We start from the raw sequence: 17,245 nt of genomic DNA on the forward strand, positions 1-17,245 counted from the left end.
TTTAAAGAAAGCCACCTTAAGGTGGCTTTTTTTACGCAGTTAAGAAATAACCTGCAATTAAAAATAGGATTTGAAGACTGGCCACAAAAGCGAATAGCTTCCAACCTTTTTGCCTCAACTCGTGTTTGTTCAGTATCATCATTGTTTTGGTCATATCGTCACCTCATACCTGAGTTAAAAACGAACCGCATTAAATTCTTACTTATTATGGTTAGCTATATGTCCAATAAACACACTTGTCCTAACCTCTATATAAAAGCAAAAACCAAACCAAGTCCAGTGGGAGAAAGATTTTGAAACCAAATCTATAAAAACAAAAAACCACCAAAATGGTGGCTGAATAAGCTCATGTTAGCGAATCTAAATTTATTTTTCCATAAGGTAAATTTAAGATACTATTTAACAATGCTTTTTATTAATAAATTTATTCATTATTTTCTTTTAAGCTCCACGTTGAAAATAAAAAAACTGACATTGTTCCAGCTAAATTGACTGCCAATTCAGCATGATGCGATGCAGGCTTAAAATTCTTTTTGCCCTGACCATGTGCATCCCCTACTTTGTTTCTCAATGATCCTAAGCCTCCAATCACTGAACTACATCCTCCAAGAATCTGTTTAAAAGTTTGTTCTGTGTGTTGAGAAGGTGCTAAATTTAATTCTTTACTGACTAATCTATATAGTTGATTAATATCAGGCGCATTTCCGTAGTCAATTTGATGTTCATCAAGAATATATTTACAAGTCGACTCTAAAAGTGTCCTTGCTAATGTAATAGCACCATCAGGATCAGTTACTCTCCGCTCTAATGCTTTCTGCCATATTTGATGAATATAATCAGAACTTAATTCTCAACTCCACTACTTGATCTTAGGGAGAAGTATTTCGTCTTTCTAAAACACTCAATAACTCTTTAAATTCTGAATAAATATAATTCTCACGTTCCACATAAGATTTAAAATCCCATTTAATTCTCGCTTCAAACTCATCTAAGGTATTTGTATCTTTAACAATAAATGGAATATAGCCATAAAATGTTTTTTTATCATCAATTCTTTTCTAAGCTCTTTAAATGCCTCTGAGGCACCTTTTTCCTAACTATCTGTAGCCCTAGCTATCAGCAATTCACGCAAGTGTAATACTTTTTCAATTAAACCAGACATTTGAGAACTCTTTATTTGTTTTCAACTCAATTCTACATCTTCAAAACAATAATTTACCTATGAAAAAGCCACCTTATGGTGGCTTTTTCAATCTATTGATTTAATCAACCAATAAACTTACGAGCATTACGGAACATACGTAACCATGCACCATCTTGATCCCAATCTTCAGGTTTCCAAGAGTGCTGAATCGCACGGAAGTTACGCTCTGGATGAGGCATCATAATCGTTGCACGACCATCAGTTGAAGTCACACCTGTAATTGCTTCAGGTGAGCCGTTCGGGTTCAATGGGTAATGTTGAGTTGGATTACCTTGGCTATCAACATAACGTAAAGTCACTTGATTACCCGCATTCAATGCAGCAATAGAGCTGTCCGCTGCAACAACGCGACCTTCACCATGCGCCACAGCAATTGGTAAAATCGAACCTTCCATACCTTCTAACAGTACAGATTTAGATTTTTCAACACGAACGTTTACAGCTCGCGCTTCAAACATTTCTGATACGTTACGATGGAAACGTGGCCAGTTTTCAGCACCTGGAATGAGTGGAGCCAATTGAGACAACATTTGGCAACCGTTACAGATACCGAGTGAGAATGTTTCTTGACGGTTAAAGAATTTCTCAAATTGATCACGAAGTTTAGGATTGAACAATACTGATTTCGCCCAACCACCACCAGCGCCTAAAACGTCACCGTAAGAGAAACCACCACATGCCACTAAACCTTCAAATTCATCAAGGCTTACACGACCAGCGAGTAGGTCACTCATATGGACATCAATCGTATTGAAACCGACTTTGTCGAATGCAGCTGCCATCTCGACATGACCGTTTACACCCTGCTCACGCAAGATTGCCATATTCGGACGACGTGTATTGATATACGGTGCTTCAATTTCTTCATTCAAATCGAATGTCGCTTTTGCAATAAGACCTTTATGATCTTTATTCGCAATTAAACTATATTCTTGATCTGCAGTTTCCACGTTGTCACGTAAACGTTGAATCTGATGTGACACTTCAGTCCACGCTTGTTGCAGTTCAACACGATCAAGCGTTAAACCATTGATCGTTAGCGTATCAGTAGTATTCACTGTACCAACGACACTGATCGCATCTTTTAAGCTTGATGCTGAAACTTCAGCCTGTAGTGTATCCCAATCAGCTTTAGCAATTTGTAATACTGCACCAATTTCTTCAGCAAATAAGCTTGCTACAGATTGATCTTCTAATGCCACACCTAAGCGTGAAGCGAACATCATCTCTGCAACAGTTGCGATTAAACCACCATCACCGATGTCATGGTAAGCCTTGATTAAGCCACGGTTGTTCCAATCTTGCACCAATGCAAAGAATGCTTTGAAGTCATCGAAGCTATCTACGTCAGGCGTTACAGAACCAATTGCTTTATACACTTGCGCAAGGATCGAACCACCTAGACGGAATTGACCTTTAGACAAATCAATACGTACAAGTACTGAATCTAAGTTTTTCAATTCTGGTGTCAATGTCTTACGCACATCAGTCACTGGTGCAAATGCTGTGATCACACCTGACATTGGAGAAGTTACAGACTTATCTTCACCTTCGTCATTCCAAGTCGTACGCATCGATAAAGAATCTTTACCTACAGGAATTGCGATACCAAGCGCAGGACACATTTCCATACCGATGGCTTTTACACCTTCGAATAATGCTTGATCTTCGCCTACTTGACCTGCTGCTGCCATCCAGTTCGCAGACAATTTAATGTCGCTGATTTTCTCGATTTTTGCAGACATGATGTTCGTAATTGACTCAGCCACTGCTAAACGTGCAGATGCCGCAGGATTTAACAATGCTACAGGTGGACGTTCACCCATTGCCATTGCTTCGCCTGTGTAGCCCACTAAACTTGTTGTTGTTACCGCAGCATCCGCTACAGGCACTTGCCATGGACCAACCATTTGGTCACGTGCAACCATACCTGTAATTGAACGGTCACCAATGGTAATTAAGAATGATTTAGACGCAACTGTTGGGTTCTTAATCACACGGTAAATCGCATCTTTAAGATCAGTCACTTTAGCCGCATTAAAGTCATCACCGTGACGTTCGATACAGTCATACGCGCGGCTCATACGTGGCGTACCACCTAAGATCACTTGCATTGGTACATCAACTGGGTTGTTACCAAACAAAGGATCTTCAACCGTTAAATGACGCGCTTCAGTCGCTTCACCTAATACGGCAAACGGACAACGTTCACGCGCACAGATTGATTCAAATAATTCTAATGAAGATGGACGGATCGCCAATACATAACGCTCTTGCGCTTCATTTGACCAAATTTCCATTGGCGCCATACCTGGCTCCAATGATGGTACTTTACGAAGATCAAGTTTTGCACCTAATTCGTGGTCATTTACCAGTTCAGGCATCGCATTTGAAATACCACCTGCACCCACGTCATGTACAGACACGATTGGGTTGTGGTCTTCCATACGCCAGCAAGTATCAATGACTTCTTGGCAACGGCGTTCCATTTCTGGGTTTTCACGTTGTACAGAAGCAAAGTCTAAGCTTTCGCCCATTGTACCGCTATCTACAGAAGAAGCAGCGCCACCACCAAGACCGATGAGCATTGCAGGACCACCAAGCACGATCAATAAATCGCCCGGTTGGATCGCATCTTTTTCAACGTGGTCAGGACGGATGTTACCGTAACCACCAGCAATCATAATTGGCTTATGGAAACCTTTTACATCACCATTTACATTTTGCTCAAATGTACGGAAGTAACCATTTAACGCAGGACGACCAAATTCGTTGTTAAAGGCAGCACCACCCAATGGACCTTCAATCATAATTTGAAGTGGAGATGCCATACGAGATGGTTTACCGTAGTTTTCTTCCCATGGCTGTTCAAAGCCTGGAATATTCAAGTTAGATGTAGTGAAACCTGTTAAGCCTGCTTTTGGCTTACCACCACGACCTGTTGCACCTTCATCACGGATTTCACCGCCCGAACCTGTTGCCGCACCCGCAAATGGTGCAATCGCTGTAGGATGGTTGTGGGTTTCCACTTTCATTAAGATGTGGGCAGCTTGGCTCTTGTATTTATAAACATAATGACCATTTTCATCTTTTTTTGGATAAAAACGTTGCGTATCAAAACCAACAATCACTGAAGCATTGTCTTTATATGCTGACAATACATCTGTAGGTGATTCTTTATAGGTATTTTTAATCATTTGGAACAATGACAATGGTTGGACTTCTCCATCAATTGTCCATTCTGAACCAAAGATTTTATGACGACAATGCTCAGAGTTCGCTTGTGCAAACATCATGAGTTCAATGTCATGCGGATTGCGACCTAACTTGATAAATGCATCAGTTAAGTAATCAATTTCTTCATCCGATAAAGCAAAACCAAATTCAGAGTTTGCTTTTACGAGCGCTTCTTTACCTTGACCTAAAATATCAATCGAGTTCAGCGGTTTTGGCTCAGTTTCAGTGAATAAAGCAGCAGCATCGTCAATTTGATTGAAAACACTTTCTGTCATTCGGTCATGCAGAATTTGCTTAATTTCATTTGAAACGTCTTTTACACCCTTCAAAGTAAACAAAACACCGCGTTCAAGACGATGAACCGGTGTGTTGCAGTTCGCGAAAATATCGGTCGCTTTTGAAGACCACGGCGAAATTGTGCCTACGCGTGGAGTGACTAAGATTTGAATCTCATCTGTGGCTGCTTGGCGTAATTCAAATGACGCACCATCATTTAGAAGCTGTAAAGCGGATTGCTGTTGTTGCTCGTTGAGCGCTTGGTCGAATAAATAAACCCATTGACTTTCTATTGATTGAACCGAACTAATTGACTGTAAACGAGTTAATAGTTGCGTTTGCTTAAAAGAAGAGTGTGCTGGTGCACCGGCCACGATAAACATGCTGATTTTGGCTCCACGGGATGGTCTTTTGAACCATGCCACAATGTGACTTGAAGAGAGCGCATATTCTACTGTGTATTGCAAAATTCAGCTAGATAGCAAAACTGCTTTAAGACATATTTTCGATCGAGTTTACGAATAAATCTTTTTTATTCAGTAAAAAAAATTGAATTGCACCCTATGATGCAATTCAAATGAGATACGCCTAAATAATTCTTCAGTCATCTCAACTATTGAGTGTTGGTGACTTTTAACAGATGTTGAATCGCCTCTAGAGCCATAATCATAGATTTTGGATCAACTAAATCCTTGGTATCACAAGCTTGGTGATAACATGGCGCAAAATCTAAAATTATCTCCCCCTCGTTTGAACCTGGACGTTCTTGTTCATTAAATAAAATGATCGATGTGACCGGCACTTTTCCTAGAAATGGTGATGTGTCGCTTGCTGTTAAAGTGGTGATGTCTTCTTTGATCGTTAAGTTCTTTGCTTTAAAGAATGATTTTAAATGTTCTTCAAGCGCAGTATCTTCTGGATGACTAGGTAAAGACTTTAAGCCATCAATCATTGGTTTATAGTCAGATTCAGATAATCCAGCAGACTTAAACTGGGCTTCTAAATCTTTTAATGAAGATTTATCTACATCAGCAACCAAAATATTCGGATTTTTTGTACCGACCATATCAACATTGATATAAGCCTTTATTCCCTTCAGCTGTTCAGGTGTCATTTTAGCAACAAAATCTTGCGAACCTCCGATACCATCTTCTTCAGAATCCCAAAATGCAAGGTAAATTGTATTTTGAGGATGATTTTCAGATTTTGAATAATGTTGTAATAGCTCTAATAGAACGGCTACACCTGTACCATTATCATTGATCCCAGGCCCTGTGGTCACAGAATCATAATGCGCACCGATTATCGTAGCTAAATCAGGATTTTTACCTTTGATTTCGATAATAATATTCTGACCTACAATCTTATTGCGATTTTCAAACGGCAACATCTGAGCGTGCAAACCAGCTTTTTTTGCCTCTTCAATAATATAGGTTGCAGTTGCCTTACCACCATCCGTTCCAACTGCGCGATTACCGCCATGAGCTGCTGCAATATCTTCTAAGGCACTAAGATGACTCATGAGACGTTGTTCGATCAAATTCGAAGTATTGATTTGCATGGTTACTTGTTGATTTTGATTTGGTGTATGTGAGCAAGCACTCAACATAAAAATACTGGTCATTAATGCTGTTAAACAAAGTATTTTTTTCATTGTCATGTGGATATCAGTTTATTAAGAATTCCATTTTAGAGAAAAACCTTATTCCATCCACAGATTTTTGTAATAAAAAAAGAGCCCGAAGACTCTTTTTATTTATGTTTCTAAATTTTTAATTAACCAAATCGACCCGTAATATATGCCTCAGTCAATTGATGATCAGGTTGAGTAAATACTTTTTCTGTCGAATTCACTTCAATCAAATCACCTAAATGGAAATAGGCAGTACGGTCTGATACACGTGCAGCTTGTTGCATTGAGTGCGTAACGATTGCAATAGTATATTGTGTTGAAAGCTCAGCGATTAACTCTTCAACTTTAGCCGTAGCAATTGGGTCAAGTGCTGAACAAGGTTCGTCCATTAAAATCACTTCTGGCGAAACTGCAATAGTTCGAGCAATACATAGACGTTGCTGTTGACCGCCTGATAAACCAGTTCCAGGCTGATTCAAACGATCCTTAACTTCATCCCACAAGCCCGCTTTACGTAAACTATTTTCAACGATCTCTTCTAAATCATATTTGTCACGTGCTAAACCATGGAGTTTAGGTCCGTATGCAACGTTTTCAAAAATTGATTTTGGGAATGGGTTTGGCTTTTGGAACACCATACCCACTTGCGCACGAAGTAGTACTACGTCGAGATTAGGATCATAAATGTCTTGATTATCCAACATGACTTTACCCGTTACCCGACAACTATCTATCGTGTCGTTCATACGATTTAAAGTACGTAGGAATGTTGACTTACCACATCCAGATGGACCAATAAAAGCAATCACTTCATTTTGGTAAATATTAAGATCAATGCCTTTAATCGCTTCAGATTCACCATAATAAACATGAACATCAGTTGTACTCAGTTTTACAACATCCGATTTTGCTTCTTTTTTATTTTCGCTTTGCGTGTCAAATTGTGAAACAAACGAAGTTGACGTTTTTTGATTTGCATCTTGAGATGTAAATTGTGTTTGATCTGAATTCACTGATTGATCCTTTTTTAAGGAATTTTGAGTTACTTGCGAAGTTACTGTATTCATATTTTGCTCCGACTACCAACGGACTTCAAATTTCTTACGTAACCAGATCGCTAAACTATTTAAGCTAATCATCATCGCAAGGAGAACAATAATGGCTGCAGCAGTACGACCTTCAAAGAAGTTACGAAGTTCATTACCCTGCCACAAGAAAATCTGTACAGGCAGCGCTGTAGATTGATCGAATGGGCTTGCTGGAACACTGGCTACAAAAGCACTCATACCAATCAACAACAACGGCGCAGTCTCACCCAATGCTTGAGCCACACCAATAATCGCACCTGTTAAAATACCTGGTAATGCCAAAGGCAGGACGTGATGAAAAACAGTTTGCAGTCTTGATGCACCCAATCCCAATGCAGCTTGGCGAATCGAAGGTGGAACGGCTTTTAAAGAAGCTCGTGTCGTAATAATCACCGTTGGCAACGTCATTAAACTTAACACAAGACCACCTACCAAAGGGGCAGATAATGGTAAATGCATCCAACCAATAAAAATTGCAGCACCAAGCAAACCGAATACAATCGATGGAACAGCAGCCAAATTATTGATGTTGACTTCTACAATATCTGTAATCCAGTTCTTTGGTGCGAACTCTTCAAGATAGATCGCAGATGCAACACCGATTGGAATCGAAATAAAGATTACAATCAACATCATGAACAATGAGCCCATGAATGCACCAGCTAAACCAGATGTCGCTGGTGAACTACGAGAGTCAGGACTCGTGAAAATATTCGTGTTAAATGAATTTTCGATAACACCTTTAGCCTTGAGTTCATCGGCAATTTGACGAATCTCAGGACTAAGTTGTTGCTGTTCATCTGGCAAAGAACGATCAATATTACCTGCAAGCCACACATCAATATTTGCATCGGCAAGGACTTTTACATCCACTGTTTTACCAACCAAGCTTGGATCATTCATCACCATATCACGGATACGATATGCTTCAGAGCTCGTATAGATATAGCTTAAATCATCACGTTGGGCTTCAAGTTGAGGGTCTTGTTTGATCATGGCATTGATGATCAATGCATCCCAATCCACCATGCCAACTTCAGTCTGCCACTCAATAAAGCGTTCTTCATACTGAGCTGGATTCTCACCTTCAGCCAGTACAGGCTTTGGACCAACTTCAACAATTTTTGGATCGAAATAGATTGGCAAATTCATGCTACTTTGCCAAAAAGCAGGCAAGCCTTTCGCTAAAATACTACCGAATAGCAATACTACGAAGAATAAGCCAGCAATCACTGCTGAAAAACCGAAGAAACGGAACGTCTTTTCTTTACGATGACGTTTAGCTAAAGAATTCTGAATAGTCTTCTTACGCTTTTCTCTAAGCTGCTCAGCTGTTGCTGAATCAACTGTCTCGAGAGTATTAGGATTAGAAGTACTCATTAGTCGTATTGCTCACGGTATTTACGCACGATGTAAAGTGCAACAATGTTCAAACCTAAAGTAATCACAAACAATGTAAGTCCTAGTGCGAAAGCGACTAATGCTTGCGGACTTGCAAAGTCAGTATCACCTGTTAATTGATTAACAATCGTAATCGTTACGGTCGAAACAGCTTCTAATGGATTTGCGTGTAAAAGAGGACTGTTACCAGCTGCTAGAACTACGATCATAGTTTCGCCAATTGCACGGGAAGCAGCCAATAAAAATGCACCAATAATGCCAGGCAACGCTGCTGGAATGACCACTTTACGAATCGTTTCAGATTTGGTCGCCCCTAATCCTAAAGATCCATCACGTAATGCTCGAGGCACTTGAGTAATAATGTCATCAGATAAAGAAGACACAAAAGGAATGATCATGATTCCCATGACAAAACCTGCAGTGAGCGCACTCGTTGCGTTGATATCAATACCAACCATTGCCCCTACAGTTTTAATAAATGGGCCAATAATCATGAGTGCAAATACACCATAAACGATCGTTGGAATACCAGCTAAAACTTCAATGGTCGGTTTTGCCCAAGAACGGAAGCGAGGAGAAGCATATTCAGCCAAATAAATCGCGATCATTAAACCTACTGGTACAGCAACCAATAGTGCGATCCCACTGACCATGAGCGTACCCCACAACAATGGAAGTAAACCATAGCTTCCTTCTGCACTTCCCGAAGTACTGAAACCCGGGTTCCACTCTGTTCCAAAGAAGAAATCAAAAGGATTAACAAAGCTGAAGAAGCGCATCGCTTCTCCAAACATCGACATTACAATTCCAAGTGTTGTAAGAATTGCGACACCAGAACATAAAGCTAAGCCAACATTGATGACTTTCTCGACCTGATTACGCGCTCTAAAATCTTGGCTAATTCTTTTTTTTGCCCATACTAACCCTGCCAATGCAGCGCAAATGACAACTGCTAATTTTGCAAAAGAGCCAATAGTTGAAAATTTACTCAGTTGCTCTGCAGCTGCAACTTCATAGGACGTTGCTGTATCACTGACACCAAATCCGGATGCAATCGCTTGAACACGGTCAACAACTACGTTTAGGCTTGCTGGATCTAGACTTGCTTTAATATCCTGTGGCAAATGATTAAGCACCACCTGCTCCAAGATCGTTGGCTCAACCAAGTTCCAAACAATCAAAATTAAAAATGCAGGGATACCACACCACAACGCAACTAATGCCCCATAGTAACCAGGACGTGAATGCAAAGCGGCAGAGTTATTTCCCTGACCTGCTAAGTTACGGCTTTTGCGTAATCCGATTTGATAGGCAATGGCGATGATCGCCAGTAACACACCTATAAGTAGCAGATTCATGTATTCTCCACTGTCTTTTCAATTTTCATGGTTTGAAAAAACTTTTTTCAATGAAAAAACCAATGGCAGGATAATTCCTGCCATTAGTTTGTCGTTTGATTACTTAACAGCTTTACCTGCTTTAAAGTTTGCCAAAATTGATGCGCGTTCTTTGTCAGAGAGTGAAATTAAGCCCGCTTTTTCTAACTTAGAACCTTTACCTGAAACACGCTTGTTTAAGAAATACTCAGTAAACTGTGGTAAACCTTTGATTGATTTCAAGTGTTCACCTTTTACATAGAAGAATAATGGGCGTGATACAGGGTAAGAACCATTTAAAATCGTGTTTTCAGACGGTGCCACATTGTTCACAGTTGCAACGCGTAAACGGTCACGGTTTTGATCATAGAAACCTAAACCAAACACACCAACAGCACTTGGAGAAGTTTTTAAGCGTGCAAGTGTTTCTGTATAGTCACCCGCAATTTCCACAACACGACCATCTTTACGGAACGTTGTGCAAGCTTTCTTTTTGGCATCTTTATCTAAAGCTTTAATAGCAGCATACGATTCACAACCAGCGTCCACCATTTTCTCCTGGAAGACTTCACGTGTACCATGATTCGAAGCTGGGATTACAAGCGTGATTGGCTCATTTGGTAATGATTTATCAATTTGATTCCAACGTGTATATGGGTTTTTTACCATTTTACCGTTTGAAGGCAATTCAGCTGCCAAAGCTGCAAATACATGTTGTGGACGTAATTTATAAGCTGCTTTGTTAGCATTTGAAGCAAATACGATACCGTCGTAACCGATTTTAATTTCTAATACTCGGTTAACGCCATTTTTCTTACATTCAGCCAATTCGCTCGATTTAATTGCACGAGATGAGTTAGCAATATCGATCGTATTGTCGCCAACACCATTACAAAATTGTTTTAAACCACCCGACGAACCGCCTGAACCAACTACTGGTGTTTTAAATTGAGGGAAGTTATTACCGAATTCTTCAGCCACAATACTTGCATATGGCAATACTGTAGAAGAACCCGCAATTTGAATTGTGTCACGTGCTGCATTTGCGGTTGTTGCTACAGCTGCCCCAGAAAGTGCTAATGCAATTGCAATATTTGTAAAGCGCATCATGTTATCTCTCAATTTATGCAAATTTGGAGTACGCTACTTTTTATTGAAGTATTGTACTTATTTCGATACATGCATTTTGATTTGATAATATGACAATAAGGTTACAGCTTTATTACGATTTTATTATTTTTATTACACCAACCTGCTTATTTATTTTTTAAATATATTTCAATGATTTATAATAATTACGGTTAAACACTGATATTTTTATTACCTACTTATTCTTTAATAATTATCCCCCTAATTCTGCATAAAGATTTCTTCAATCATGATCTAAAAATATGTCAAAGTTATGAATTTTGAATATCAAAAAAGCGCTCAATTGAGCGCTTTTTTTCAAAAACAATCTATTAATCGATTGGTGGCGTATATGTACCATCAGCAATTGAAGCTTTGATGCGATCAGACTCAGCCAGTACAAGCGCAAGCAAGTTCTTCACATTGTCTAAAGTTGCCACTGGACTTAAAGTTGTCATTTTCAATGATTGAACCTGACCGACTTTAGTCACACCAATATTCGCTTCACCACGTGCAAACAATTCATCCGCAACGTTTTGGTTCAGTGTATCGAGTAATTCTGTTGGGTAACCTTCAGGAATTACACGGAATAAGACTGATGCAAATTGTGGCTCAACCAATAACTCTAAACCATCTGTTGCTTTAATATAATCTGCAACATCACGCGTTAAAGTAACACCATGATCAATCATAGAGCCGTAAAGCTCTTCACCGAGTGCTTCAATCGTCATCCACAATTTCAACGCATCAAAACGACGTGTAGTTTGTAGAGATTTAGAAACAAGGTTTGGTACGCCATGCTCTTCATCATAAGCAGAGTTTAAGTATTCCGCTTCATAATGCATAAAGCGATAGTTCGCTTCATCTTTAAGTAAGAATGCACCACAAGAAATCGTTTGGAAGTAATGCTTATGGAAATCAAGTGTGATTGAATCAGAAAGCTCGATACCATCTAACAAATCACGGTGATTATTAGATAGGATTAAAGCACCGCCCCATGCTGCATCGATATGCATCCACGCGCCGTACTTGTTGGTGATTTCACGGACTTTCTTTAAAGGATCAATTGCACCCGCATCGGTAGTACCTGCAGTTGCAACCACACATGCCACAATTTTGCCTTCATTTTGAAGGTGTGCCATGGTTTTCTCTAGTGCATCCATGTCCATACGCGCATTTTCGTCAACAGGCACAGTCACTACAGATTGGAAGCCCATTCCCATCATCGCCATGTTCTTTTGCACAGAGAAGTGAGCATTTTCAGAACAAATGACTTTAACGTTACGCATCGCTTCCGCAGGTACGCCATCACGCTGAACAGACCACGGATTGCCGTTTTCGTCTTTCCAGTTTTTCGCGATACATGCATCACGTGCAAGCAATACACCCATCAAGTTTGACTGCGTACCGCCAGAGGTGAACACACCTGCTTGACCTGCACCATAACCAACTTTTTGACGAAGCCAATCGATCAACTGAACTTCCATCAATGAACCTGCAGGGCTTTGATCCCATGAGTCCATCGATTGGTTAGTTGCGTTAATGAGTACTTCTGCGATTTGGCTAGTCACCATAGTAGGACAATGCAAATGCGCCAAAGAATGAGGATGATGTACTTTTAAGCTCTTATTAAGGAATAGCTCAACCATACGCTCTAATGACTTTTCCACACCCAATCCTTCTTTAGAAGGATTAAATGCAATTGCACTGCGAAGCTCTTTAATGCTACCGCCTGTGTACATTTTGTCATTTTGTAACCAAGCTGCTACTGCTTGAGTTGCCTGATCCATTGCTGACGTATAGTCAGCAATGGATGCAGCATCATTACAGAGCAAAGCTTTACGGTGTTCTGCAAAATCTACCATGAATTAAGCGCCTCGTACCGCAACTAATGCTTCAGAAATTGCTTTCTTAAAGCGCACAATTACTTCTTCACATTCAGCTTGGTTAATAATTAATGGGCAAAGTAGACGAATCACTGTACCGTTACGTCCACCCTTTTCTAACAACAATTTGTTGTTGAAACACGCTGCTTGGATTGCAGCAGCCAATTGACCATCTGCAGGAAGTGAACCCATATGGTCAGCAGGTTTACGCTCATCAACGATTTCGATACCGATCATTAAACCGCGGCCACGTACATTACCGATACATGGGAATTCTGCAGCTAATTTCTTCAATTCAGCTTGAAGGAAATCACCGCGCTCTTGTGCGTTTTGCGCAAGATTTTGTTCTTTAATCGTTTTGATCGTAGCAAGACCAGTACCCATAGCCAATTGGTTACCACGGAAAGTACCCGTGTGACCTGCAGGCTGCCAAGCATCAAACTTACGCTTAATACCAAGTACTGCAAGTGGTAAGCTTCCACCTACTGCTTTCGACATCACTACAACATCAGGTTCGATACCCGCATGTTCAAAGGCAAACATTTTTCCTGAACGCGCGAAACCAGCTTGTACTTCATCAAGAATTAAAACGATATTGTGCTTTTCAGTCACTTCACGAATTTTTTTCAACCATTTCACAGGTGCTGTAACCACACCGCCCTCACCTTGAATCGCTTCAAGGATAACTGCAGCAGGCTTAGTCACACCGCTTTCAACATCTTCGATGAAATTTTCAAAAAAATAAGTAAGCGCGTCAACACCCGCTTCACCACCTAAACCTAGTGGGCAACGGTATTCATGTGGATACGGCATGAATTGAACGCCTGGCATTAAACCATTAACAGCGTTTTTAGCAGACAAATTACCTGTCATTGCTAATGAGCCGTGAGTCATACCATGGTAGCCACCAGAGAAGCTGATCACAGTGCCACGGCCAGTATATGTTTTTGCAAGTTTAATTGCTGCTTCTGTACCATCTGCACCAGATGGACCACAGAACTGTAGGCAGTACTCTTCTTTACCACCCGGTAATTCAGCAAGTAAAGCTTCAGTAAAAGCATCTTTTAAAGGTGTCGTTAAATCCAAAGTATGTAATGGAAGACCACTCGCTAAAGTGTCTTGAATACTTTGAATGACCGCAGGATGATTATGGCCCAAAGCCAATGTTCCTGCCCCAGCTAAACAATCGAGGTACTCTGTACCTTCAACATCAGTAACCCAGCAACCTTGAGCTTTTGCTATCGCTAACGGCAATTTACGTGGATAGCTACGAACATTAGATTCCATCTGACTTTGGCGAGTCAAATAGTATTCGTTAGTAGAATTAGGTGCAGGATTTACAGAAGAAACGCTCATATCGAATTACCATCTCTGATATGGGTTAATAGAAATAAGTCGGGTGACTTGCGGTCCTTTGACTCGGTGCTTTATAGAGTTCTAGTTAGCCTATTGTGTAGAGTTATAACTAGAGGGCGCGATGATAACGAATTTTGAAATAAAATAAATAGATTTCTATCGTTTTCACCAGCAGATTCTAAAATATTAATGTGACAAATTGATAACTTGTATAGATTTCAAACTGTACCACTTCTATTTTAGATAAGTTTGAACTTGAGCTAAAGTAAAACAGTCCAAATTATGCAAAAAATGTTCAATTTTTTTTGCTGATTTGAACTGACTTTTTCAGTATTCCTAAATTCGAGCTTGGGCTAAAGCATAGTTTTGTAACATTATGAATCTTATATATTCATGTAGTTGTACGTGTGTGATTAAAACCACTTTTTTTCACTCATTTTTTTAAGAATAGTTTCAAGAGTTCTCGATTAAAATACATCAGCAACCCCATCATCACAACGACAATCCCCCACAAGGCTTCATTATGAATAATTTCATTATTTAAGGATGCCCCCAAAACTAGGGCGATGACTGGCGTCATGACATTACTCAAAGACACTGTCGACGCTGCTAAGCGGCGGATTAACCAAAAATAGCACAGCATCGCAACAATTGATGACATGATCATTGTAAACAAAAAACCCACCATCGCTTGCGTACTTGGTAGCACAGTTGGGATTTGTTGCCAAATGAATGGAATGATTAAGAGTGATCCTAAAGCTGAAAAGATTAATGAACCTGTCGCCTGACTCATGGGGCTTAAAGGTGCATTAATTTCTTTGACCCAAAAAATCGAACTGATATACGACACCATACTGATCAGCATCAGAACCACACCCCAAGGATTGACTCGCTCATCTGCAGATTCTGCAAAAACAAATGTGAGACCCAATACGGCAATGACCATTCCACTCCATTGTAAAATAGACAACTTATGTGTTTTTAGGATGAGATGTCCAATGAGACCTGCAATTAATGGCGAAAATCCGAAGATCAGTGCCATTAAGCCTGACGTTAAATAATTTGCTGCTAAGTAGATAAATAACTGCGCACCTATTAAATTTAGGCTACCAGCCACATAACTTCTCAGCGATACATGATCAAACGGGAGTGGATCACGCATCATTTTGAGCAACACCAAAGCAATTATAGATGCACCAAAGTATCGAATGATGAGCACCCACATTGGATGAATTTCTGCAACACTCCATACAATGGCAAGTGGTGTTGCAGCCCATATCAATACCAATAAGGCATATATACTCGCAACAACCATTATATTCGAGGAACTAGAATTCGTAATTTGCTCAAAATTAAATCAATATTTTCTTAGGCACATAAAAAACAGACCTAAGTTACCCTAGGTCTGTTGCACAATCTCACCAAGTTTACTTCACAAGTTTACGAAGGTCTTGGCTAAGATCTAAATATTTATCTGCTTCAAATGCAGCTTGTTTGCTAATCAATTTTTTAAGATGACGCATTTCTTTAGCCGCATTTACCGTAATACCACCAACAATAATACCGTCAGTCACACCGAACAATACAAATGAAGATTCTGCACGTAGCTCAGGATTGATTTCACCACGTACTAACCACTCAGCTGCTGCCATATCACCTACGAATTGGTAGTTAATGTCCAACTGATCTGTCCAGAACCATGCTGGATTAGGAGTAGGATGTTCTACACCCATCACATGGCGTGCAAAGATACCTGCTTGAAGATTGGCATTTTCCCAAGTCTCAACACGACGGTGGTTACCACAGTCACGAAGTTGAGTTGCCACATCACCTGCCGCATAAATATCAGCATTCGAGGTTTGGCAATTTTCGTTTACTTTGATCGCGAGATCAACGTCAAGACCAGCATCAACTGCCAACTGTGCATTTGGCACAATACCGATACCGTAAACCACAGCATCCGCACGAAGTTCTTCGCCATCAGCTAAAGTCACCACAATTTCTTCGCCATCAAGCTTGCAATCTGCAATTGAAGTTGAAAGACGAACATCCACACCTGCCAATTTTTGCTGTTCAAGCAAGAATTCACTCAAGATGCGTGGCGATGAACGCCCCATCACCATTGGTCCCATTTCAATGACAGTGACTTCACATTCTTTGAAACGTGCAGATGATGCAAGCTCAAGACCGATTACACCACCACCAATCAGGATGATACGTTGACCTTTTTGTAACACTGGTACAAGGGCTTGTGAATCTTCAAGATTACGCAGCGTGTAAACATGTTTGCCAAGTGCATCGAAGTTTGGAAGACGACGTGCTGCACCGCCAGTTGCAATCAGCAATTTGTCATAAGCAACAACATCACCATTTTGAAGTTCGACAGTTTTGGCTTCAGCGTTGATTTTCACGACACCATTACCGCGAATTGCTGTCACACCAAGATCTGCTAATTTTTCTTCAGATAAAATTTCAATCTTGGTTTCTTCAGGTTTTAAAATCACGTCTTTAGACAGTGGTGGACGCTCATAAGGAAGATGCGTTTCATCACCAATTAATGTGATTTTACCTTCATATTTGTTTGCACGAAGCTCAAGGATCGCACTTGCGCCTGCTTGACCCGCACCAACGATGACGATGTTGTTTACATTGCTCATGGG

At 40.2% G+C, this 17,245-nt stretch carries 12 protein-coding genes; all 12 read right to left on the reverse strand.

What is annotated here, in order from left to right; all coding sequences use genetic code 11:
- Positions 1-31 precede the first annotated feature (31 nt).
- The 12 genes from BMW42_RS14925 to hcaD all read right to left on the reverse strand — a co-directional run bounded on the left by BMW42_RS14925 (position 32) and on the right by hcaD (position 17,242).
- On the reverse strand, positions 32-154 hold the full coding sequence (locus BMW42_RS14925) for a KGW motif small protein (RefSeq protein ID WP_257219859.1): 123 nt from the start codon (positions 152-154) through the stop codon (positions 32-34).
- 270 nt (positions 155-424) lie between these two features.
- The gene (locus BMW42_RS14850) at positions 425-832 is read right to left on the reverse strand and encodes an abortive infection family protein (protein WP_322853436.1); all 408 of its coding nucleotides are present in this window, start codon (positions 830-832) and stop codon (positions 425-427) included.
- Between the two features lie 434 nt (positions 833-1,266).
- Positions 1,267-5,100 (reverse strand): phosphoribosylformylglycinamidine synthase, encoded by a 3,834-nt coding sequence (purL, locus tag BMW42_RS08490; RefSeq protein ID WP_092767088.1) that lies wholly within the window; start codon positions 5,098-5,100, stop codon positions 1,267-1,269.
- A gap of 230 nt (positions 5,101-5,330) precedes the next feature.
- Positions 5,331-6,377 (reverse strand): M20/M25/M40 family metallo-hydrolase, encoded by a 1,047-nt coding sequence (locus tag BMW42_RS08495; RefSeq protein WP_092767089.1) that lies wholly within the window; start codon positions 6,375-6,377, stop codon positions 5,331-5,333.
- A 116-nt stretch (positions 6,378-6,493) separates the two neighbouring features.
- Positions 6,494-7,417 carry a phosphate ABC transporter ATP-binding protein PstB gene (gene pstB, locus BMW42_RS08500; RefSeq protein WP_035267112.1) on the reverse strand — a complete coding sequence of 308 codons (924 nt, stop codon included), beginning with the start codon at positions 7,415-7,417 and terminating at the stop codon, positions 6,494-6,496.
- A 12-nt stretch (positions 7,418-7,429) separates the two neighbouring features.
- The gene (gene pstA, locus BMW42_RS08505; protein ID WP_092767090.1) at positions 7,430-8,818 is read right to left on the reverse strand and encodes a phosphate ABC transporter permease PstA; all 1,389 of its coding nucleotides are present in this window, start codon (positions 8,816-8,818) and stop codon (positions 7,430-7,432) included.
- The gene (gene pstC, locus BMW42_RS08510) at positions 8,818-10,197 is read right to left on the reverse strand and encodes a phosphate ABC transporter permease subunit PstC (RefSeq protein ID WP_092767091.1); all 1,380 of its coding nucleotides are present in this window, start codon (positions 10,195-10,197) and stop codon (positions 8,818-8,820) included. Before pstC ends, pstA begins: the two co-directional genes overlap by 1 nt.
- Before the next feature lie 99 nt (positions 10,198-10,296).
- Complete coding sequence (locus BMW42_RS08515; RefSeq protein ID WP_092767196.1) at positions 10,297-11,322, reverse strand: substrate-binding domain-containing protein; 1,026 nt, start codon at positions 11,320-11,322, stop codon at positions 10,297-10,299.
- Positions 11,323-11,675: 353 nt separating this feature from the next.
- Positions 11,676-13,208 (reverse strand): pyridoxal phosphate-dependent decarboxylase family protein, encoded by a 1,533-nt coding sequence (locus BMW42_RS08520; protein WP_092767092.1) that lies wholly within the window; start codon positions 13,206-13,208, stop codon positions 11,676-11,678.
- A gap of 3 nt (positions 13,209-13,211) precedes the next feature.
- Entirely contained in the window at positions 13,212-14,585 is a 1,374-nt protein-coding gene (locus BMW42_RS08525; RefSeq protein ID WP_035267118.1) for a diaminobutyrate--2-oxoglutarate transaminase, read from the reverse strand.
- 433 nt (positions 14,586-15,018) lie between these two features.
- The gene (locus BMW42_RS08530) at positions 15,019-15,900 is read right to left on the reverse strand and encodes a DMT family transporter (RefSeq protein ID WP_092767093.1); all 882 of its coding nucleotides are present in this window, start codon (positions 15,898-15,900) and stop codon (positions 15,019-15,021) included.
- A gap of 112 nt (positions 15,901-16,012) precedes the next feature.
- Positions 16,013-17,242 (reverse strand): 3-phenylpropionate/cinnamic acid dioxygenase ferredoxin--NAD(+) reductase subunit, encoded by a 1,230-nt coding sequence (hcaD, locus tag BMW42_RS08535; protein ID WP_092767094.1) that lies wholly within the window; start codon positions 17,240-17,242, stop codon positions 16,013-16,015.
- Positions 17,243-17,245: the final 3 nt, after the last annotated feature.

It is taken from the genome of Acinetobacter sp. DSM 11652, assembly GCF_900109815.1.
GTDB lineage: Bacteria > Pseudomonadota > Gammaproteobacteria > Pseudomonadales > Moraxellaceae > Acinetobacter.